This window comes from Microbacterium sp. NPDC055599 (assembly GCF_053618975.1).
The window spans coordinates 35648-55126 of record NZ_JBSHIM010000013.1; the positions used below are offsets into that span (position 1 = coordinate 35648).

19 protein-coding genes are annotated in these 19479 nt (G+C 72.0%); 7 read left to right on the plus strand and 12 right to left on the minus strand.

Annotated elements, in window-relative coordinates; all coding sequences use genetic code 11:
* The first annotated feature begins 42 nt into the window (after positions 1 to 42).
* The 3 genes from ACWGQ1_RS13505 to ACWGQ1_RS13515 all read left to right on the plus strand — a co-directional run bounded on the left by ACWGQ1_RS13505 (position 43) and on the right by ACWGQ1_RS13515 (position 2035).
* Complete coding sequence (locus ACWGQ1_RS13505; RefSeq protein ID WP_136037096.1) at positions 43 to 1008, plus strand: intradiol ring-cleavage dioxygenase; 966 nt, start codon at positions 43 to 45, stop codon at positions 1006 to 1008.
* Between the two features lie 98 nt (positions 1009 to 1106).
* A complete protein-coding gene (locus ACWGQ1_RS13510) occupies positions 1107 to 1403 on the plus strand; it encodes a WXG100 family type VII secretion target (protein WP_017204355.1) in 297 nt (98 codons plus the stop codon).
* Positions 1404 to 1642: 239 nt separating this feature from the next.
* The gene (locus ACWGQ1_RS13515; RefSeq protein WP_136037097.1) at positions 1643 to 2035 is read left to right on the plus strand and encodes a hypothetical protein; all 393 of its coding nucleotides are present in this window, start codon (positions 1643 to 1645) and stop codon (positions 2033 to 2035) included.
* Between the two features lie 116 nt (positions 2036 to 2151).
* Here the strand turns inward: ACWGQ1_RS13515 and ACWGQ1_RS13520 are convergent, their stop codons facing one another.
* Positions 2152 to 2628 (minus strand): recombinase family protein, encoded by a 477-nt coding sequence (locus tag ACWGQ1_RS13520; RefSeq protein ID WP_136029314.1) that lies wholly within the window; start codon positions 2626 to 2628, stop codon positions 2152 to 2154.
* 113 nt (positions 2629 to 2741) lie between these two features.
* Here ACWGQ1_RS13520 and ACWGQ1_RS13525 point away from each other — a divergent pair, with 113 nt between their 5' ends.
* Entirely contained in the window at positions 2742 to 3308 is a 567-nt protein-coding gene (locus ACWGQ1_RS13525) for a hypothetical protein (RefSeq protein WP_136029316.1), read from the plus strand.
* A gap of 18 nt (positions 3309 to 3326) precedes the next feature.
* Here ACWGQ1_RS13525 and ACWGQ1_RS13530 read toward each other — a convergent pair whose 3' ends face one another.
* The 4 genes from ACWGQ1_RS13530 to ACWGQ1_RS13545 form a co-directional block, all read right to left on the minus strand.
* Complete coding sequence (locus ACWGQ1_RS13530; protein ID WP_136029318.1) at positions 3327 to 3608, minus strand: hypothetical protein; 282 nt, start codon at positions 3606 to 3608, stop codon at positions 3327 to 3329.
* Positions 3608 to 3778 (minus strand): hypothetical protein, encoded by a 171-nt coding sequence (locus ACWGQ1_RS13535; RefSeq protein WP_452313126.1) that lies wholly within the window; start codon positions 3776 to 3778, stop codon positions 3608 to 3610. Before ACWGQ1_RS13535 ends, ACWGQ1_RS13530 begins: the two co-directional genes overlap by 1 nt.
* Positions 3778 to 6066, minus strand: a complete 2289-nt coding sequence (locus ACWGQ1_RS13540; protein WP_452313127.1) for a hypothetical protein — start codon at positions 6064 to 6066, stop codon at positions 3778 to 3780. Before ACWGQ1_RS13540 ends, ACWGQ1_RS13535 begins: the two co-directional genes overlap by 1 nt.
* A gap of 97 nt (positions 6067 to 6163) precedes the next feature.
* Positions 6164 to 7153 (minus strand): malate dehydrogenase, encoded by a 990-nt coding sequence (locus tag ACWGQ1_RS13545; RefSeq protein WP_136037099.1) that lies wholly within the window; start codon positions 7151 to 7153, stop codon positions 6164 to 6166.
* Between the two features lie 51 nt (positions 7154 to 7204).
* Here ACWGQ1_RS13545 and ypfJ point away from each other — a divergent pair, with 51 nt between their 5' ends.
* On the plus strand, positions 7205 to 8089 hold the full coding sequence (gene ypfJ, locus ACWGQ1_RS13550) for a KPN_02809 family neutral zinc metallopeptidase (protein WP_447652706.1): 885 nt from the start codon (positions 7205 to 7207) through the stop codon (positions 8087 to 8089).
* A gap of 68 nt (positions 8090 to 8157) precedes the next feature.
* Positions 8158 to 9132, plus strand: coding sequence for a prolyl aminopeptidase (pip, locus tag ACWGQ1_RS13555; RefSeq protein ID WP_378803324.1), 975 nt, complete (start codon positions 8158 to 8160; stop codon positions 9130 to 9132).
* Positions 9133 to 9142: 10 nt separating this feature from the next.
* On the opposite strand, the gene ACWGQ1_RS13560 is transcribed toward pip, so the two are convergent.
* The 6 genes from ACWGQ1_RS13560 to ACWGQ1_RS13585 are packed head-to-tail and all read right to left on the minus strand — an operon-like array spanning position 9143 to position 15031.
* Positions 9143 to 10936: an aldehyde dehydrogenase family protein gene (locus ACWGQ1_RS13560; RefSeq protein WP_136029326.1), complete on the minus strand. Its 1794-nt coding sequence runs from the start codon at positions 10934 to 10936 to the stop codon at positions 9143 to 9145.
* A 26-nt stretch (positions 10937 to 10962) separates the two neighbouring features.
* On the minus strand, positions 10963 to 12354 hold the full coding sequence (locus ACWGQ1_RS13565; RefSeq protein ID WP_452313128.1) for an MFS transporter: 1392 nt from the start codon (positions 12352 to 12354) through the stop codon (positions 10963 to 10965).
* A 30-nt stretch (positions 12355 to 12384) separates the two neighbouring features.
* The gene (locus ACWGQ1_RS13570) at positions 12385 to 12648 is read right to left on the minus strand and encodes a glutaredoxin family protein (protein ID WP_136029330.1); all 264 of its coding nucleotides are present in this window, start codon (positions 12646 to 12648) and stop codon (positions 12385 to 12387) included.
* Positions 12649 to 12657: 9 nt separating this feature from the next.
* Entirely contained in the window at positions 12658 to 13557 is a 900-nt protein-coding gene (locus ACWGQ1_RS13575; protein ID WP_452313129.1) for an alpha/beta fold hydrolase, read from the minus strand.
* Positions 13554 to 14531, minus strand: a complete 978-nt coding sequence (locus ACWGQ1_RS13580) for a cation transporter (protein ID WP_452313130.1) — start codon at positions 14529 to 14531, stop codon at positions 13554 to 13556. Before ACWGQ1_RS13580 ends, ACWGQ1_RS13575 begins: the two co-directional genes overlap by 4 nt.
* The gene (locus ACWGQ1_RS13585; RefSeq protein WP_240745425.1) at positions 14528 to 15031 is read right to left on the minus strand and encodes a type 2 periplasmic-binding domain-containing protein; all 504 of its coding nucleotides are present in this window, start codon (positions 15029 to 15031) and stop codon (positions 14528 to 14530) included. The genes ACWGQ1_RS13580 and ACWGQ1_RS13585 overlap by 4 nt, the downstream gene beginning before the upstream one ends.
* Before the next feature lie 115 nt (positions 15032 to 15146).
* On the opposite strand from ACWGQ1_RS13585, the gene ACWGQ1_RS13590 reads away from it, so the two are divergent.
* Complete coding sequence (locus ACWGQ1_RS13590; protein ID WP_136029336.1) at positions 15147 to 15539, plus strand: SIP domain-containing protein; 393 nt, start codon at positions 15147 to 15149, stop codon at positions 15537 to 15539.
* A 61-nt stretch (positions 15540 to 15600) separates the two neighbouring features.
* Here the strand turns inward: ACWGQ1_RS13590 and ACWGQ1_RS13595 are convergent, their stop codons facing one another.
* Positions 15601 to 19467 carry a fibrinogen-like YCDxxxxGGGW domain-containing protein gene (locus tag ACWGQ1_RS13595; RefSeq protein ID WP_452313131.1) on the minus strand — a complete coding sequence of 1289 codons (3867 nt, stop codon included), beginning with the start codon at positions 19465 to 19467 and terminating at the stop codon, positions 15601 to 15603.
* Positions 19468 to 19479 lie beyond the last annotated feature (12 nt).

The window sequence follows — 19479 nt, forward strand, 5'->3', positions numbered from 1 at the left end:
GCGGGCACCATGGTGACTCCCGACGCCCCCGAAGGAGCCGCCATGAGCCCGAGTCCCGAACCCACGCCCACACCGCGGGGCCCCGCCTACGAGGGGCGACTGCTGCCGCGTACCGAGGAAGAGGTCGTCGATCAGGGGGCCGCGTTCGACCTGGGCACGCTGTTCAGCCGGCGCGGCGTGCTCGGGCTGGTGGGACTGGGGGCTGCGTCCGCCGCGCTCGCGGCCTGCGCGCCGCTGTCGTCCGGAGCCGGCACGACCGCCGCGCCCACCGCCGACGCGGGGAGCGACGGCACCGCGACGACGGGCGTGGACGGCGAGATCCCCGACGAGACGGCCGGCCCCTATCCGGGCGACGGCTCGAACGGCCCCGACGTGCTGGAGGAGTCCGGGATCGTCCGGCGCGACATCCGCTCGAGCATCGACGGGGGCGCGACGGCCGAGGGGGTGCCGCTGACGTTCGAGCTCACGGTGCTCGACCTCGCGAACGGCGGGGTGCCCTTCGCCGGGGTCGCCGTGTACGCGTGGCACTGCACGGCGCAGGGGGAGTACTCGATGTACTCCTCGGGCCTGGAAGACGTGACCTACCTCCGCGGCGTGCAGGTCGCGGATGCGGACGGCCGTGTCTCCTTCACGTCGATCTTCCCCGGCTGCTACTCGGGACGGTGGCCGCACATCCATTTCGAGGTGTACCCCGACGTCTCCGCGATCACCGACTCGACCGCTGCCATCGCGACCTCGCAGCTGGCGCTGCCCGAAGCCGCGTGCACGGCCGTGTACGCGCTGCCGGCCTACGACGGCTCGGCCGGGAACCTCGCGCAGACCTCGCTCGACGCCGACATGGTGTTCGGCGATGACGGGGGTGCCCTGCAGCTCGCGAGCATCGCCGGCGACACCGGCACCGGTTACCGCGCATCGCTCATGGTGGGCGTCGACACCACGACGACGCCGAGCGCCGGCGGCGCCCCGCAGGGTGGTCCCGGCGCGGGTGGGCGACCGCCGGGGAGCTGATGGGGACTTCTCCCCATTTGCGTGGCGGGTGCCCTTCGTTACTCTCGAAGAACAAGAACACCTCCGGCACCGGCCGGGGCGACCGGAAGGTAACACCAATGACGAACCTCAAAGTCAGCTACGCCGACATGAAGGACGCTGCTGGCCGTCTCCGCACGGGCCAGCAGGACATCGAGACCCAGCTCAAGAACCTGCGCGCCTACGTGTCGCAGCTCGTCTCGGGCGGCTTCGTGACCACGTCCGCCTCGGGTGCGTTCGACGCCTCGTACGCGCAGTTCAACCAGGGTGCCACCGCGACCATCGCGGGCATCGAGGGCATGGCCCGCTTCCTCGACGTGGCGGCCCAGTCGCTGCAGTCGACCGACGAGCAGCTCGCGGCGCAGATCCGCCAGTAACGCCTCAGCGAGAAGAGGGGATGCCGATCCGGCATCCCCTCTTCTGCGTCTCCGGGCGCTGTCCCCGACCCCGCACGAGGACGGATGCGGCACGCTCCGCGTCACCCGCGTCGGCATATTGCCATGCGCATGACCCGTGCATACCGTGACTTCCGAAACACGCTGATGGGGGGCTGGCGTTTCGGAAAGCACCATCGTTTCGAGGCTTCATCCTGCCCGCAGCGGGAAAGGAAGAGATCATGGAGACGACGATGAAGAGCAACGACAAGGGACGGCGGTTCGCGCGCTGGGGAAAGCTGGCGGTGGCGTCGGGAGCCGTCGCGGTCGCCTGCGGGATCGCGTTCGCGGCTCCCGCCTCGGCCGATGACGGCTACGGAGGCTACGACTTCGGCTCCGGCAACACGTACAGCTGGGGCCAGGGGTACGACGGCGGCTACGGCTACGGCAGCTCCTACGGCGACGGGTGGGGTCAGCCCAACGGATCGTCGAACTGGTGGGCGTCGAACGACGTCGTGCAGAACGTGCTGCAGGGCAACTCCTGGGCTGGAGCGCCCAGCGTGCAGAACTCGGGATACTCGCCGCAGCAGGTCTCCTCGTGGGGCAACAGCCTGTTCTCGTCGTGGTGGCGCTGAACGCTCGTCGCGTTTCGGTCGCGCAGCGGTGAGCACGAGTTCCTGACCGCGTCGGCGGCCCCCACCGCGCAGGGTTCGACCCCTGGACGTCCGGACGTCCAGGGGTCGAGGTCTGCTCAGCGGAGGGCCGCGGCCGCGTCGGCCAGATGCCGGGCGTTGTGGTTGAGCACCTTCACGATGATGCCGTGGCGGCGCAGCTCGGCGACCGTGCGGGCGCCCTCCTCGCTGTCGCGGCCGAGCGCGGCGATCGTCGCGACGACCAGCACGTCACCGGCGTGCAGGGTGCCGATGAGACGGGCGATCCGGTCGCTCCAGCTCTCCAGGATGTCCGGGGCCGGATGGCGGAAGCCCTCGATGGGCACGCCGAAGCGGGTGAGGTCGGCGCGCTGCTCCACGACCGAGGGCATGTCGTCGCGGGAGACGACGAGGCCGACCAGGCGGGAGCCATCGGGCCGGGCGAGCCAGAAGTTGCGGTTCGCCTGCAGCTCGGTGAAGCACTTGGGGCACTCGGCGGCCGCGTGCGGCAGATGCAGCGGGCTCGTCAGGGCCTCGTCGACGGATGCCGCCGTCGTGGGTTCGATCGTCTCGCTCATCGCGCACCTCCGTCCTCCATTGTGCCCTGTCCGCGACCGGATCTGTGCCCTGCGGGCGCCCGCCGGGCGTCCGGTTTTGCACCCGTGGCGGGAGCCCGACCAGAATAGGGGTCATGCGTCGCCTCACCGCTGTCCTTCTCGCGTCCGCCTCGCTCCTCCTGCTGGCCGGATGCGCCCCATCGGAGGACGAGCGGCGCGGCGACCTCGCGGCCGAACTGGAGGGCATCGACGGCGTGGACACCGCGCGCGTGGACAGCGTCGAGGTCGTGGTCGCGACCGAACCGGGGCTGTCCGAGGACGACTCCGCGGAGGTGCTGCAGGGCGTGCGCGATCTCGTGCTCGCGCAGGACGACGCCGAGGACTACACCTCCGTCGCCGTCTGGTTCTACGGACAGGGCGAGAGCTCGTGGACCGGTGACTGGGGCCTCGGCGCGATCGCCGCGGACGGGTTCGACCAGCAGGCGGCGTTCCTCGCGTCCCTCGCCGGCTGGGACGGCGTCACCGCCGCCGATGCTCCCGTGAGCAGCGTCGAGCTGAAGGTGACGCGGAACGACGACCAGGTCGTGGAGCTCACGGCGAGCGCCGAGTCGGCGGGTGTCGCGGACGAGTGGAAGACCGGACTGCAGGAGCTGTGGACCTCCAGCGGCGGTGACGCGGATCAGGCGATCCGCTGGCGCTGAGCGAACGCGCCCCGCAGGTTACGGGGTTCCGCCGTTCGCGGCACTGGTGATCTCGGCCTCCTGCGTCTCGAACGCGGTCGCGGCATCGCGGGCGACCACGCCCGCACCGGCGGTCATGCTCTGCAGCTGCAGCAGCGTGCCCTTGGCCCACATCGCCCAGGTGTCGGCGGCCGCGGAGACGGCGGAGCTGCCGCACGCGCCGAGTGCGAGGTCCACGTCGAGGCTCATGGCCCATGCGGTGCTCTGCAGCGTGCCGCCGGTCGCGCCGACGGCTTCGGAGTCGAACTGGAGATCGGTCATCACGGCACCTTCACATCGTCGGGGGAGTAGGCCTCGGTGGGGTCGGGTCGGGGGTCGCCGGAGGGCGCCGACGGCTCCGCGGAGACGGCGCGCGCAGCGGCGGCGCGCGTGCAGCCGACGAGCGCGATCCCGCCGATCAGGATGAGCGCCCAGCCGCCGGATCGCCGCATCAGGTGCCCTCCGCCCACGAGGTGTTGGCCTCGACACCGCGCTGGTAGTCGGCGAACATCTCGCGGGCGAGGTCGTCGACCTGCCCCGCCGAGAGGGCCTCGGTCATTCCCAGGTCCACGAGCATCTGCTCGATGGTCTCCATGGTCGCGATCTCGCGGCCGTTCGCCGCGTCGGCCTGAGCCTCCAGCAGCGCCTCGTGCGAGTTCGCCCACGCCGCCGTCGCCTGTCCGGAGCCCCAGTCGGAGACGCCGCCGATCACGGCGCTCTGCGCCACATCGATCACCACGCTCCCGCCGGCCACGAGGACGTCGCCCACGGCCGGGATCGGGATCAGGCCGACCACGGTGCCCACTCCGTCGATCGCGGCCTGGACCGCTTCGTCGTGACGGGTCGCCTCGCCGAGGGCGGCTCCCGCCGGGGAGCCGTCGAGCCAGCCCTGCAGCTCCACGACACGCTCCAGGGCGTCGGCCTTGAAGGCGCTGTCGGCGGGCGCCAGGTCGGCGATCGCGATGAGCGCGTCCTGGTACTGCTGCACCGACTGGGCGATGACCGCGGCACCGGCGGACGGCGTCTCCCCGTCGCTCCAGGCGGCCGTGCCGAGAAGCTGCGCGAGCTGCGCCTGCGTGACATCGGGGATCGCGCGCGGGTCGTCCGTCCCGATCAGCAGGTTCTCGAAGTACGGACGGGTTCCCGCGGCCGGGTCGCTCTCGCTGATGGCCTCGGAGAAGTAGGGCATCGCGACCGAGATGCCCTCGGCGACGCGCACCTGGCCGATGCTCGTGAGGTTCTCCGGCAGGAACGATTCGTTGCCGGTGAGCTCGCGCACGACCTGGGTGGTGAGTTCCGCCACGCGCTGCCACGTCTCGGGGTTGTACGTGTGGGTCGCATCGGCCGGGCCTCCCGCGGCCTGCTGCGCGCCGGCCCACAGGGCTCCGGGCCCTTCGAAGCCGTCGCCGGACGAGTTCGCGCTCCAGTCGCGCTCACCGAACCAGTACTCGATGCGGCCGTCGCCGAGGTCGCCGTCGCCGAACGGGTCGTTCTCGGTGGAGGTGAGCCAGTCGAGGGCCGCGTCGGGGTAGGTGCCGAGGGTCGAGAAGATGCGCCCGGCCAGATCGTCGACGCGGTTGCCGTCGAGTCCGGTCTGCTCGCCCTCCAGGAACGCCAGGGTGCGGCCGCCCGCGTTCGGGGAGAAGTCGGTCCAGCCCCCGTAGAGCATGCTGGCGGGGTCGCGCTCGATGCGATCGATCTCGTCGGCCATCGCCACCGTGAGGTTCACCCCGAGCGGGTGGTTCTTCTCGTCGGAGAACAGGAAGCCGATCGCGGCGACCGCGCCGCCCACGCTCGACGAGGCGCCGGTGAGCATGCTCTCGGCGAAGTCCTTCGACGTCGACTCCATCCAGATCTGGGATCCGGTCGACAGGCCGCCGCGGATCGACGTCGCCAGGGCGAGCGCCGTCGCACCGGCCAGGCCGTCCACCATGACGGCGTCGCCGAGGTTGTCGATCATCGAGACGGTGTTCTCGCCGCCGACCTCCAGGAAGAACTGCGACATGACGAACGTGTCGTCGCCCCACACGTCGAAGAAGTCCTGCATCGCCTGCAGGTTCTCGTCGGTGATGTCGCCCTCGGCGATCTCGTCCGCCACGTTCGCGAACGCGTCGCCGAGGTTGTCGTAGTTCAGGTCGTCGATGTCGTCGATGCCCGCGAAGCTCAGAGCCGACTGCATGGCGTCCCAGCGCGGAGAGGCCGGCGGGGCGAGAGCGGCCACCAGCGTGCTGTCGGCGGTCTCGCGCTGCGTGGCGAGGGCCTTGAGCTGGTTCGCGGCCTGCCGCATGTCGGCGAGGCCCGCGGTGGTGCCGCTCGGCACCCACAGGCCCGGCTGCAGCGTGGGGCTGGGGGCGTTGAACGTGTAGGTCGAGAGCGGGAACGGGCTCTCCTCGGCCTCGGCGGCCTTCCACGTCGCGTAGCCGTTCGCATACGCCTGGTGGGCGGCGGCGGTCGCGGCGCGGATGCGGTCGACCTCGGCGGCGTAGGCCGTGAGCGCCGACTGCACGGCGGCGAACTCGGTGGTCAGCTCGGTGCACAGGTTCTGCGGCTTGGTGAGCGAGGTCCGGAAGGCCGCACCGGCGTCACCCGCCCACACCTCGTCCGTGGTGCTCGTCGCGGCGTTCGCCAGCGCCGAGCGCACCGTCTCGGTCCCGGTGCTGCGGTTGCTCACGCGCGTCGCCGCGTCGTTCACCGCGCTCGTGACCCCGCGCCCCGGATGCAGATCGTCCCACTGTGCCATGTCGTCGCCCCTCCTCGACGGTGTCCCGTCCGCAGCAAATCTACCGGGGCGGCACGAACGCGGCGATGGGCAGAACTCCCCATGCGCCCCAGGGCCGTCAGAGCAGCCCGAGCGCCCGCACCGCCTCGCGCTCCTCCTGCAGCTCGGCGACCGAGGCGTCGATCCGGCGCCGCGCCCAGTCGCTCAGCTCCAGACCCTCGACGATCCGCCATTCGCCGTCGACCGACCGCACGGGGAACGACGACACGAGCCCCTCCGGCACGCCATACTCGCCGTGCGACACCACCGCGGCGGAGGTCCAGTCGTCGGTGCCGCGCACCCAGTCGCGCACGTGGTCGATGGTCGCGCTCGCCGCGGAGGCCACGGAGGAGGAGCCGCGCACCTCGATGATCTCCGCACCGCGCTTCGCGACCCGCGGGATGAACGTCTGCTCCAGCCAGGTCGGCACGTCCCCGACGATCTGCGCCAGCGCCTCCTGCACCGGTTCCCCGCCGACCGTCGCGTGCGACACGTCGGGGAACTGCGTGGCCGAGTGGTTGCCCCAGATCGGCACGCGCCGGACCGTGCGCACGGGCGTGCCGAGGGTCTGTGCGAGCTGCGCCCTCGCCCGGTTCTCGTCGAGCCGGGTGAGCGCCGTGAAGCGTTCGGCCGGCACCCCGTCCGCGGCCGCCGCGGCGATCAGCGCGTTGGTGTTGGCGGGGTTGCCCACCACCGTGACCCGCACGTCCGGCGAGGCGTTCGCGGCGATGGCCGCTCCCTGCGGGCCGAAGATGCCGCCGTTCGCCGCCAGCAGGTCGCCGCGCTCCATGCCGGGGCCGCGGGGGCGCGCGCCGACGAGCAGCGCGAGGTCGCAGCCGTCGAACCCGACCGCCGCGTCGTCCGTCACCTCCACGTGCTCGAGCAGGTCGAACGCGCCGTCCTGCAGTTCGAGGGCGGCTCCCTCCGCAGCGCCGAGGCCCTGCGGGATCTCCAGGAGCCGCAGCCGCACCCGCTCGTCGGGACCCAGGAGGTCGCCCGCCGCGATGCGGAACAGCAGCGCGTAGCCGATCTGTCCGCCCGCGCCCGTGATGGTGATCGTCGTGGTCATGACCCGAGCCTACGACCGTCGGCGCGGGGGTGCGCGGAGTACCCTCGACGCATGACGTTCAATCCCGATGCCGACCTCTCCGGCAACACCACGCGCCGTCGCGGACGCACGGCTGCGATCGCCGGTGGCACCGGTATCGGCGTCCTCGGCCTGCTCGCCCTCATCGCCGGTCCGCTGCTGGGGATCGACCTGTCCGGACTCGTCGGCGGAGGGGCACCGAGCGGCGGCGGCGGTCCCGCCGAGGGGTCGGTGATCGAGAACTGCGACACGGGGGCCGACGCCAACGCCGACGTCGACTGCCGCATGGCCGGATCGCAGCTCGCGCTCGATGCGTTCTGGAAGGACCACGTCGAGGGGTACCGTGCCCCGCAGCTCATCGTCGTCGACGGCTCGACCGCCACGGCCTGCGGCACCGCGTCGAACGCCGTCGGCCCCTTCTTCTGCCCGGGCGACGAGACGGTCTACATCGACCCCACGTTCTTCCAGCTCATGCAGCAGCAGTTCGGGGCGACCGCCGGCAACCTCGCGCAGCTCTACATCGTCGGCCACGAGTGGGGCCACCACATCCAGTACATCACCGGGGTCATGGACCAGTACCCGAACAACGGCACGGGTCCTGGCAGCAACGGGGTGCGCACCGAGCTGCAGGCCGACTGCTACGCGGGGGCGTGGATCGGACAGATGTCGAAGAGCACGGATCCGAACGGGGTGCCGTACCTGCAGCCGTCGACCGAGGAGCAGCGCGTCGACGCCCTCAACGCGGCGTTCGCTGTCGGTGACGACCACATCCAGGAGCAGTCCGGCTTCGTGAACCCGGAGAGCTGGACGCACGGCTCGAGCGAGCAGCGGCAGCGCTGGTTCGCGGAGGGCTACGCCAACGGACTCGAGGCGTGCGGGCAGGTCTTCACGCTGCCCGCCGACCAGCTCGACCCGTAGATCCCGGGCGGCGGCGACCGCTCCGCTACCGTGGAGATCGCACGACTGCACGACCGGCTGGGGGGCCGATGATGACGAACACCGAGGGACTCTATCCCGCGATCGAGCCGTACGACACGGGCGAGCTGCTCGTCGGCGACGGCCACCGCGTGTACTGGGAGGTCAGCGGCAACCCCGACGGCAAGCCGGTGGTCTTCCTGCACGGCGGCCCCGGCAGTGGCACGTCGCCGTGGCAGCGCCGGTTCTTCGACCCCGACGCCTACCGCATCGTGCTGCTCGACCAGCGCGGGTGCGGACGCAGCACCCCGTCGGCCAGCGAGCCCGACGCCGATCTGCGGCACGTCACGACGGCCCACCTGATCGCCGACCTCGAGCTGCTGCGCAAGAACCTCGGCGTCCCGCGGTGGCAGGTGTTCGGGGGCTCGTGGGGCAGTGCCCTCGCCCTCGCCTACGCCCAGGCGCATCCGGAGGTGGTGACCGAGCTCGTCCTGCGCGGCATCTTCACCCTGCGCCGCGCCGAGCTCGAGTGGTTCTACGAGGGCGGGGCTGCGGCGCTCTTCCCCGACCTGTGGGAGCGGTTCATCGCCCCGATCCCGGTGCTGGAGCGCTCGCGGCTCATCGAGGCGTACCACCGGCGTCTGTTCGACCCCGACCCCGCGGTGCACGTGCCCGCCGCGATCGCGTGGTCGACCTGGGAGGCCGCGACCGTGACGCTGCGCCCCGACCCCGAGCAGATCGCGGCGATGTCGGATCCGCGCCGGGCGACCGCGTTCGCGCGCATCGAGAACCACTTCTTCGTGCACGGCGGCTGGTGGGACGAGGGACAGCTGATCGCGGGCGTCGACGCGATCCGGCACATCCCGGCCGTGATCGTGCAGGGTCGGCACGACGTAGCGACGCCCATGATGACCGCGTGGGATCTGCACCGCGCGTGGCCGGAGGCCGAGTTCGTGGTGGTCGACGATGCGGGTCACGCGGCCACGGAGCCCGGCATCAGCGCCGCGCTCCGCGCCGCGACCGACCGGTTCCGCGCGGAGGCCTGACCCCGCGGCGTCAGGCGCGCAGGGCCTTCGTCAGCGTCGCCAGCAGCCCGCCGACACCGCCGTTCGCGCGATGCCGGGTGAGACCCTCGCTCACCTCGGCGCCCGTGCGGGCCGACACGAACCACGGCGGCTTCGGGAGGATGGTCGCTCGTCCGCCACCGTTCAGGACCGGCAGGGAGCGGGGGAACGGGCGGAACGGGCCGCGCAGCACCGAGCGCTCGACATCGTCGAGCAGCAGCGCGTTGTGCACCACGCCGATGCCGCTGCCCACGTCGTCGATCGTGCTGCCGGGGAACGCGCCCCACGTGAGGGTCGGCGTGATGAAGCCGAACGCCGTCCAGCCGTTGATCGCGATCGAGCCGTAGTGCAGCGCGGTGAGCGCCCGGTCGAACCCGCTGCCGAGCGCCTTCTCGGTCGCCGGGTCGATCAGCAGATTGGCGCCGAGCGTGCCCTGCAGCTTCTCGTTGGCGTGCGCGACCGCCGCGTCCAGGAACGCCTGTCCCGTGCCCGGCAGGCTCACCACGCCCAGCACGGGGGCGAAGTACTCGGTGTTCTCCAGCGCCGTGGCGTCGTCGTCGCCGTCGACCTCGACGAGCAGGCGGTCGCCGAGCACGAGCGCGTCGGGGTAGGCGTCGGCGGCGGTCTGCATCCGCGACGCCGAACCCGGGTACCAGGTCGGGCGTTCCGGTGCGTTGGCGTACGCGCGGCGCAGGGCGGCACGGAACGCGTCGGCGCGATCCCAGTCCGCGGACAGGATCACGACCTGACCGGCGATGCAGTTGTGCCCGCTGTTCTGCAGCCGCATGGTGGCGATGTGCTCGGCCTGATACGCGATGTCGGCATCGGTCCACGGGCCGGGCACCACGATGATGGGGGAGACGCCGCCGAGCTCGGCCGTGATGGGCTTCTTCAGCAGCGGGCGGTTCTCACGCCGCCGCCGCTTCGTCGCCGCGGCGCCCTCGCCCGAGGAGGGGCCCCACACGATCGTGTCGAAGGTCGCGGCCGATCCGGTGATGTGCACGTGCGCGATCCCGGGGTGCTGCGTGAGGTAGGCGCCCGCCGCCGGGCCGCCGCGCATGATCCGCAGGAAGCCGGGCTCGATCAGCGGGGCGAGGGCGCGCTTGTACACCGGCACCAGCGGGTCCTGCGTGGGATTGACCTTGAGCAGGGCCGTGCGGTTGTGCGCCAGCAGCTCGTACAGCACGTCGAGCACGGGGATCGAGGTCACGTTGCCGGCGCCGAGCACGAGCCCCACGCCGCCGGACAGCGCCGGCGTGCGCTGCGCCAGTCCCGCCCTGGCCCGCGCGGCGTTCGGCGTTGTGCCCGGCCGCAGCCACACCTCGCCCGTGAAGCCCGACAGCAGGAAGCGGTCGATCCCCGTGAGCGGGAACGCGTGCACGCGGGCGCGGCCGCCCGGCGCGCGGTCGACCTTCACGCCGTCGAGCGGGTTGCGTCCATCGGCCAGGCGGGTCAGCGTGGCGATGGAGGCGTCGAGCGCGCCGAGCACGCTGTACGGACCGCTGAGCCACTCCTCGCCGCGCAGCGGGTGCCGGGCGTCGAGGCCCTTGGAGGCGGCGGCGGTGCGCGCCCAGTCCTCCGCGGTCGCGGCGACGCTCGTGCGCACCTGTCGCAGCAGCGTCGCGCGCTGGGCGATCGTGAGCGCGGCCCACAGCTGCGTCCCGGTGTGCAGCTCCTCGATCGCGGTGTCGAACCGCTCCTGCTCGCCCTCGCCCAGCGGGGGAGAGGCGGGGGCCGTCGCGGCGGTGGCGTCGGAGTCGGGCGTTGTCGTGCGCGCAGGGGTCATCGGCGTCTCCTTCGGACGGTCCCAGCTTAGGCGTCGGTGGTCTGCAGCGCCTCGATGTCCTCCCGGCGCAGCCGGTAGCGCCGGAGGGTCGCCAGGCTCGCGGCCATGAGTGCGGCGGGCAGCATGCTGAAGCTCAGCACGATGCCGGTGATCGCGGCGGGCGGCTGCACGACCGCCTCCCCGGCGACGGTCGAGACGTAGCCCGTCGCGGCCAGAGTGAGCGAGACGGCGGTGGCTCCGAGCGCGAAGCCCACCGTCTCGCCCGCGGTCCAGATGCCGGTGAACGTGCCGGCCTGTCCGGGGCGGCTCGACCGCTCGTCGTGCGAGATCACGTCGGGCAGCATCGCCATCGGCAGCGACTGCAGGCCCGCGTACGCGATGCCTGCCACGGCGACCGCGGCGTACATCCACCCGCCGGGCGACCACACCGCGGCGACGAGGGAGAGCGCGGCCAGCAGGAACAGGCAGCTGGCGATCGCGAAAGCCCGCTCCTTGCCGAGGCGCCGCGCGACCACCGTCCACGCGGGCGTCGCCAGCAGCGCCGGGCCGACCAGGGCGACGAACACGAGAGTGACCGCGTCCTCCGAGCGCAGGACCCACGTCGCCACGTACTGGGCCCCGGCCAGCATCGTGCCGGTCGCGAGCGCCTGCAGCAGGAACGTGGCGAGCAGGGCGCGGAACGGCTGACTGCGGCGCAGCGCCCGGAACCCGGACAGGTACTGCTCCCGCCACGCCGACGATGCCGCGGGGTCCCGCGGCCGTGCGGGGTCGTCGCCGGCCGCGGCGGCGGTGCGCGAGGCGATGAGCATGCCGACGCCGATCGCGAGTCCCGCCGCGACGCCCATCAGCAGATACCCGGCGACCGGGTCGGGCGCGGCCGTCCGGAGTGCAGGACCACCGGCACCGAACAGCAGGATCGCGGCCGTCAGCACCACCACGCGCCAGCCCAGCAGTCGCGTGCGCTCGTCGTAGCCGGACGTCAGCTCGGCGGGCAGCGCGACGTAGGGCACCTGGAACAGGCTGAACGCGGTCGCCGTCGCGAGGAAGGCCAGGAGCACGCAGAGCGCCCCGGCCACGGGACCCCAGGCGGGCGGCACCGCGAAGGTGAGGGCGAAGAACACCGGGAGCGTGACGGCGCCGACCACCATGAACCCGCGGCGAGAGCCGGTGCGGCCGAGTTGCCGGTCGGACGCGGCACCGATCAGCGGATCGATCAGCACGTCCCACACCTTCGCGAGCGTGACGATCAGGCCGGCCGCGAGGGCGGCGACGCCGAGGTTGTCGGTGAGGAAGTAGGTCAGCACCAGGCCGGGAAGCGTCGCGTAGCCGCCGGTGCCGACGGAGCCCACGGCGTACAGCGCGATCGTGCGGGGGGACAGCCGGGCGGGGGCGCGGTCGGGTCGAGCCTCGGTGCTCATCGCGCCAGTGTAGCGGCGCGATGGGGCCGGTCAGATGAGCGAGAGCTCGCGCAGCTTCGACTCCACGTCGGCGTTCGACGGCTCGACGTGGTGGGTCGAGTCGGGGTACACCACGACGGGGATGTTGGTGCGACCGGAGATGTCCTTCGCGATGTCCGCGGCGGCGGGGTCGGCGACCAGGTCGACGTACGTGTACGCGACGCCCAGCTCGTCGAGCTGCTTCTTGGTGCGGATGCAGTCGCGGCACCAGTCGGCGCCGAACATGGTGATGGTGTCGGAGACGGGTGAGGTCATGCCTCCAGCCTACGTCCGCGCCGCGGGGGTGGCGCCGAAGAAGGCGGCCAGCGCCGCGGCGAGGGGTGCCGGGGCCTCCTCCGCCATGTGGTGGCCGCTCTCGATGCCGTGCCCGCGCACGTCGTCGGCCCAGGCCCGCCAGATGCGGACCGGGTCGCCGTAGAGGTCCTCCAGGTCGTCGCGCGTCGACCACAGCACGAGCGCGGGCATCGGCAGGCGGCGCCCCGCGGCGGCGTCCGCCTCCTCGTGCGCGCGGTCGATCGTGAGGCCGGCTCGGTAGTCCTCGAGCATCGCGCGCACGACGGACGGGTCGTGCACGGCGCGGACGAGCTCCGCATGATTCGCGGCGCCCATGGTCTCCGGATCCGCCTTGGGTGCGTACCACGCCTCCGGGTCGGCCCCGATCACGCGCTCGGGGATGTCGGGCTGCGCGAAGAAGAACCAGTGCCACCACCGCGTCGCGAAGCGGGCGTCGGCGCGCCGGAGGTGCTCCGTGAGCGGGAGGCAGTCCAGCAGCGCGACGCGTTCGACCGCCTCCGGGGAGTCGAGGGCGAGACGCAGCGCGACGTAGCTGCCCCGGTCGTGCCCCGCGAGGTGGAAGCGCTCGTGGCCGAGGTGGCGTACGACGCCGCGGACGTCCTCCGCCACCGCCCGCTTCGAGTGGGCGGAGTGGTCGGGCGTGGGCGCGGGTCCGCGCGAGCGACCGTAACCGCGCAGGTCGGGGCAGATCACGGTGAACCCCTGCTCGACCAGGAGCGGGGCCACGCGATGCCAGGTGGCGGAGGTCCGCGGGTGACCGTGCAGCAGGACGACGGGGGGCCCGGAGCCGCCGTGCCGCACGAAGACGTCGGAGGCGCCGGTGCGCACGACCTCCTCCGTGAACCCCGGGAACAGCTCGCCGTCCGTCATCGCCCGGGGTCCGCCTCGTCCGGCAGCTTCTCCACCGGGGCGATCACGACGTCCTGCACCTTCCAGTCGAGATCGGTGATGCCGGCGGCCGCGGCGGACAGGTCGTGCGTGGTGACCTTGCTCCGGCGCGGCACGACGAAGGCCTCGATGTGGAACACCTGACCCTGATCGCGCATGCGCACGGCGGCTTCGGCGACCCACGGACGACTGCGCAGATACGACACGATGTCGCCCGCGAGCGGGTGCGGGTTCTTGCTGTCGTACGTGCGGGCGCGCTGGTCCATCAGATCCACGATCGCGGTCCTGGTGTTGCGGAAGCCGTCCCAGATGATGCCGAGCGAGATGAACAGGGCGGCAGCGCCGTCCAGCCACCAGATGCCGATGCCCACCCCCAGCACGCCGACGATCGAGGCGACCGTCGTCTGCCAGTCGGCCTTCGCCATGTCGGCGTCGGCGTAGAGCAGCTTGTTGTGCAGCACGGGCGCCAGCTTCGACTTCGCCGGTCCGTAGAAGAACACGGGTCCGACGATCACGACGACCATGACCGCGACCATGAGCCAGCCCAGCCAGATGGTCTGCCCGAACAGCTGCACCGTGCCGATGGTGGGGTGCTCGCCGGAGATGAGACCCGTGACCGCCTCGATGGCCAGGTTGAGGCCCACGGCGAGGAGGGCGACACCCGCGACGAGGTGACCGACGCCCATCGCCCTGTGCAGCCCGTACGGGTGCTTCCGCGTGGGGCGGCGGCGCACGAAGAGCAGCGCGGTGAGGAACGCCACCTGCGGGATGAGGGAGAGCATGTCCTCGATCCACGCGGTGCGCATGGCCTGAGACTCGCCCACCACGAGGGCGATCACGGCGATCGTCACCGAGGTGTAGACGATCGTGAAGACCTCCCACCGCACCGCCTTCCGGATCGCGCGCTGCTGCTCGTCCGGGAGGGTCGTCCGTCCGAACTGTCCGGTCGTCGTCATGGCGACCCCACCTTCCGGTCGAGGTACGACTCGAGCGACGAGAGGAAGGCGTTCTCCCCGAGCGGCACGAGCATCACGAGCTCGCGGTCGCCGGCGCCGTCGATGCCGGGGTAGCCGCGCGTGACTCCTGCTTTGTCGATCCACGGGGTGTCCGGGGTGATGGCGCCGGCGATGAGGTCGAGGTCGCCCTGCTCGAGCATGCGCACGAGGGTCTCCTCCGACGCGACCGTCCAGGTCGTCTCGGCATCGAGGTGCGCCGCGAAGCCGTCGACGAGGTCGACGACGGGTCCTCGGGGTTCGTCGCCGGACAACTCGACGAGGTCTCCGTCGGGGGAGGTCCCGACGCGCAGCTCGCCGCCCGTCACGGCGTTCAACGTGCCGTCGGGGTCGCTGGGCACCGTGATCCCGCAGCCCGACAGCAGTGCCGCGATCAGCAGCCCGGCGACGGCCGCGGCGGTGCGCCCGGCGCGGGCGGGTCGATCCGAGGAACTCCTACTCACGGCGCTCAGCCTCGCGGGGTCCACGACGGCCGACAACACTGTTGACGGCGATGGCTGTGCACGCTAGCCCGGGGGGGTCTTGATAGGTAAGGGTATCCTTACCTATGGTGGTCTCATGAGCAGCGCGTGCGAGCACCGGGACGACCCCGACTGGGACGACCTCGTGGGGGTGGTGCTCGTGGCCGGCGATGCGGCGGACGCGGGCGTCATCGCCGGGATCGCGGCGCGGCTGCCGGGGGACGCGCAGGGCGTCATCCTGCTGGAGGCCGCCGCTCACCTTCCGCGCCGGCACATCGATGCCCCCGCCGGTGTCTCCGTGCGCTGGCTCGTCCGCGACGAGGGGATCAGGGCTCATGCGCGCGGCGAGCGGCTGGCGAGTGCCGTGCATGCGTGGTGCGTCGAGTGGACCTGCACGGAGCCGCCCGAGCACTGGACGGTCTGGCTCGGTCCGCACACCCCGCCGCACGTGGCCCGGATGGCACGCAGCCTGCTCGGCGTCGCGAACTGAGCGGACGAGGGCGCCCTCCCCGATCGGATCGGGAAGGACGCCCTCTGGTCCTGACCTGACCTCAGCCGCGCGGCATGGTCAGTCCGAGATCGAAGCTCAGGTCCGGGGAGAGATGGAAGTTGGCGTGCACGGATGCCGCGAGCACGTTCTCTCCCTTCGCGAGGAGCTTCGCCGGAACGGTGAAGGTGACGCGGTGGGCCGCCGCGGTCGTCGCCCGGGGCGCCGCCGTGGCGTACGTCTCCGCGGTGATCGCGCCGTCGGGAAGATTGCTCCGCCCGAGCTCGACCCCGTTCAGGTAGAGCACGACCCCGTCGTCCGCGACCACCGTGACCGAGCCGTCGTGCACCGCCGCCGGGTCGTCCACGGTGAAGGTGTGCCGGAACTGGGCGCTCAGCGGTGCGGTGTCACCGCCCGCGCCGAGGTCGGTGGTCGCGGAGGTCACGCCCCGGCCGAACAGCGCCTCACCCGTGCTCCAGCCCGAGTCGTCGAACCCGACGGCGTTCCAGTCGGCCGGGAGCGCCTCGGTCGAGGAGCGCCACGACCAGGTGGAGCCCTCGGCGACGGTCACCGCGTCGGCCGCCGGATCGGCGTCGGGAGCGGCGTCCTGATCGGGATCGGCCTTCTGGTCGCCGCCCGCGTCGGGATCCGGAACAGGGCCGGGGGCCGTCGCGGTCGTCGTGGCGGTGACGGCGGTGACCGGTGAGGCTTCGCCGTCCGCGCCGAGCGCCGTCACACCGTACTCGTACGCCGTCGAGGCCGCGAGGTCCGTCTCCGTGAACGCCGTCTCCGGCGCGGCGACGGTTCCGACCTGGTTCCCAGCCCGCGTGATCACATACGACGCGGCCGTGTTCGCGCTCGCCGGCGCCGTCCACGACAGTGTCGCCGAATCCGCGGTGGCGGTGGCCGCGAGGTCGGTCACGGGGCCCGGCGCGGTGGAGCGCCGTGCCGTGAAGGCGAGGTCGAAGCCGAGGTCTGGTGTCGCCCGGTAGTTGGCGTGGACCGACGCCGCGAGCACGTTGGTGCCGTCGACGAGGGTGCCCGCCGGTACCGAGAACACGGACCTCGCTCCCGACGCGGTCTTCTGCGAGACCACCGCGGTCGCCGTCGTGTTCTGCGTCGGGGTGCCGTCCGGCATCCGCACGCGCCCCAGCTCCTTCCCGTTCAGGTAGAGGATCACGCCGTCGTTCGCGATGACCGAGACGGTGCCGTCGACCACCGAGGCGGCGTCCTGCACCGCGAAGCTCTTCCGGAACTGCGCGCTCACCGGCTTCGTCGCGGCGTCGGACGGATCGAGGTCGGTGGTGGCGCCGCTGATGCCGCGGCCGAACAGTGCCCGGCCGACCGTCCAGTCCGCGTCGTCGAAGTCGGCCTCCGACCAGGTCGACGGGAGCGGGTCCGTGGATGACCGCCACGACCACGTGTCGCCGTTGCCGATCAGGGTCAGCGCCGACGCTGGAGCGGGTTGGACCGTGAACGCGGCCGTGCTGGCCGACCGGTTGCCCACCGCGTCGCGCGCCCGCACGAACCAGTTCGTCGGCTCGGCGGTGACGGGTGCCGTATAGGTCGCGGCCGTGGTGGTCGCCACGACGCGGTTGCCGCGCAGCACCTCGTACACGAGCCCGCCACCGGCGTCTGTGGAGCCGCCCCACGTGAGCACCTGCTGATCCCCGCTCGCCGTGGGCGTCGCGGAGATCGGACCGGGTGTCGTCGGCGCGGTGCTGTCGCGGGGGGCGAAGCGGATGAAGCCGCCCGACCACTGGTTCACGCCACCCGCCCGCATCGAGTCGGTCAGGTCGCCGCCGACCCACAGCGTCCCGGTGCTGTCGAAGAACGAGCCCCACACGCCCTGCCCCGCACGCGAACGGACCACGGGGGACCAGTCGGGGATGTAGTGTCCGGTCGCCGCGTCCCAGGCTCCGGCGAGGTTGATCTTGTCGACCTCTGTCCAGGGTTCCGTGATCTCCCGCTTGAGGTACTTGTCCTGGTAGACCTCGTCGCCGCAGTGACAACCCGCGATGACCACCGAGCCGTTGTCGTCGACGGTCTGCATGTCGCCGCCCGAGTGCGCGATCGAGCCGCCGACCAGCTGGAAGGTGGAGCGGTCGTAGGAGAACAGCGAGTGCTGCGAACCGCCGAGATACACGCGGTCGCCGACCTCGGTCACCCCGTTCTGCCAGATGTAGCCCTGGTAGTTGCCGTTCGCGTCGATGGTCGCCTCGCTGAACGTCGGCACCCACAGCGGCGATACCAGCGGAGCGCCGGCCACGGTCTGCAGCGCGACGGCGCTCGGCGTCGACGTCGTCTGCTTCCGCGTGAAGTAGCCGGAGAAGTACGTCCGGTCACCGCGATCCGAGGCGTCCACCGCGATGGCCGTGCCGTTCAGGTTCGCGTTCCAGTTCGTGTCCGGGGTGCTGGTGGACAGGAGGATGCGACCACCGTTCCAGGCGCTCGCGCTCTTTCCCGAGCCCACGGCCGTGAGATGCGTCATGGCCCCGGCGACGTAGAGGTAGCCGTTCTTCACGTCCAGGTCGTGTACCGAGGGCACGGCACCGACGGCGCGGCTCTGGACGGCCACCTGCGGCCCGGAGAGCCGGCCGGTCGCCGGGTCGAGGAACGCGAGGCCGACCTGAGGGGTGCCGTCGACCTGGGTGAACTGGCCGCCGATGGCCACGCGTCCGTCCGGCAGTGCGGCGATCGCCTTGACCTGTCCGTTGAGCTGCGGCCGGAACGTCGACACCCACTGTCCGCTGTTCACGTCGAAGCCCGCGAGGTACGGCTGCTCGACCCGGCCGGCGCCGTCTCGTGACTGCTGCACATACCGGAAGTTCCCTCCGGCGAACACGGTGTTCCCGACCTGACCGAACTCCGCGACTTCGACGTTGAGCTCCCCGTCCTTGCCGTTGGCGAGGCCGGAGACACCCCACACGGTGCGCTGGGCGTTGCTGTCGGGGATCGAGCGGAGCGTCGAGGCGGCCGTGCCCGTGGCGGGCACGGTACCGAAGTCGAGATCGGCGAGCTTCAGCTGCGGCCGTACGAACATCTGCGCGAAGGGGATCGCGAAGCCGGCGCCCGCCGGGGCCCACAGGTACGACGTCGGGGTGTCCTGTCCGGTGATCTCGGCGCCGTACGACCAGCCCATCAGGTACCGGTGCGACTGCCGCTGGGCGAAGTAGGAGCCGTTCCATCCCGTGTCGTGCCCGAAGCCCGATTGTGAAGGGCCGCCCCAGCCGACGGCACCCGTCCAGCCGCCGGTGCCGGTGAAGCCGCCGATGATCCAGTCCTTGATCGGGTTGCCGCCGGCCATGGTCCAGTTCCAGCGGTCGCGGCGCGCGAGGCTGAAGCGAACCTCCTGCCACCGGCTGCCGTCGACGGCCGATGCGCGGTGCACGCGGATGCTGTCCGGAGGGAGCTGGTCGGGACGGGCGCCGTCGAGGAGCCCGTCGACGGTTTTGGCCGGCAGCTGTGCCGGTGCGAAAGCGGCCGTCCCCGAGGGTGTCGTGGTGATCTGCTCGGGCGTTCCCACGCCGTTGTAGTTCTCCTTCCACCCCTCGCGTCCGCGGCCGATCATGGCCCAGCCTCCGCCGAGGGTGGTCTGGTCGCAGTAGAACTGCTGCGGGTCCACGAGCGTGGGCGTGACCAACCAGTACACCCCGTCCGCCGACCCGGGGTTGTTCTGCTTGATCTCCCAGCAGGAGGCGGCCGCGGTCTCCGGGGTGAGCCCGTCCGGTGCGCTGGCGCTCACCACCGGAGCGTTCTCGGTCGGCGCGTTCTCGGTCGCCGCGTTCTCGACGGGCGGGTTCGCGTCGGGCGCGTTCTCGGTCGCTGAGGCGCCGAGTGGCGCCAGGAGCGAGCCCGCCAGGACCGCGACCGTCGCGATCCCCACGAGGGCGCCCGCGCGGGCGGAGCCCCTCTGCGTGCTTCTGGTCATTGTTGTTCCTTC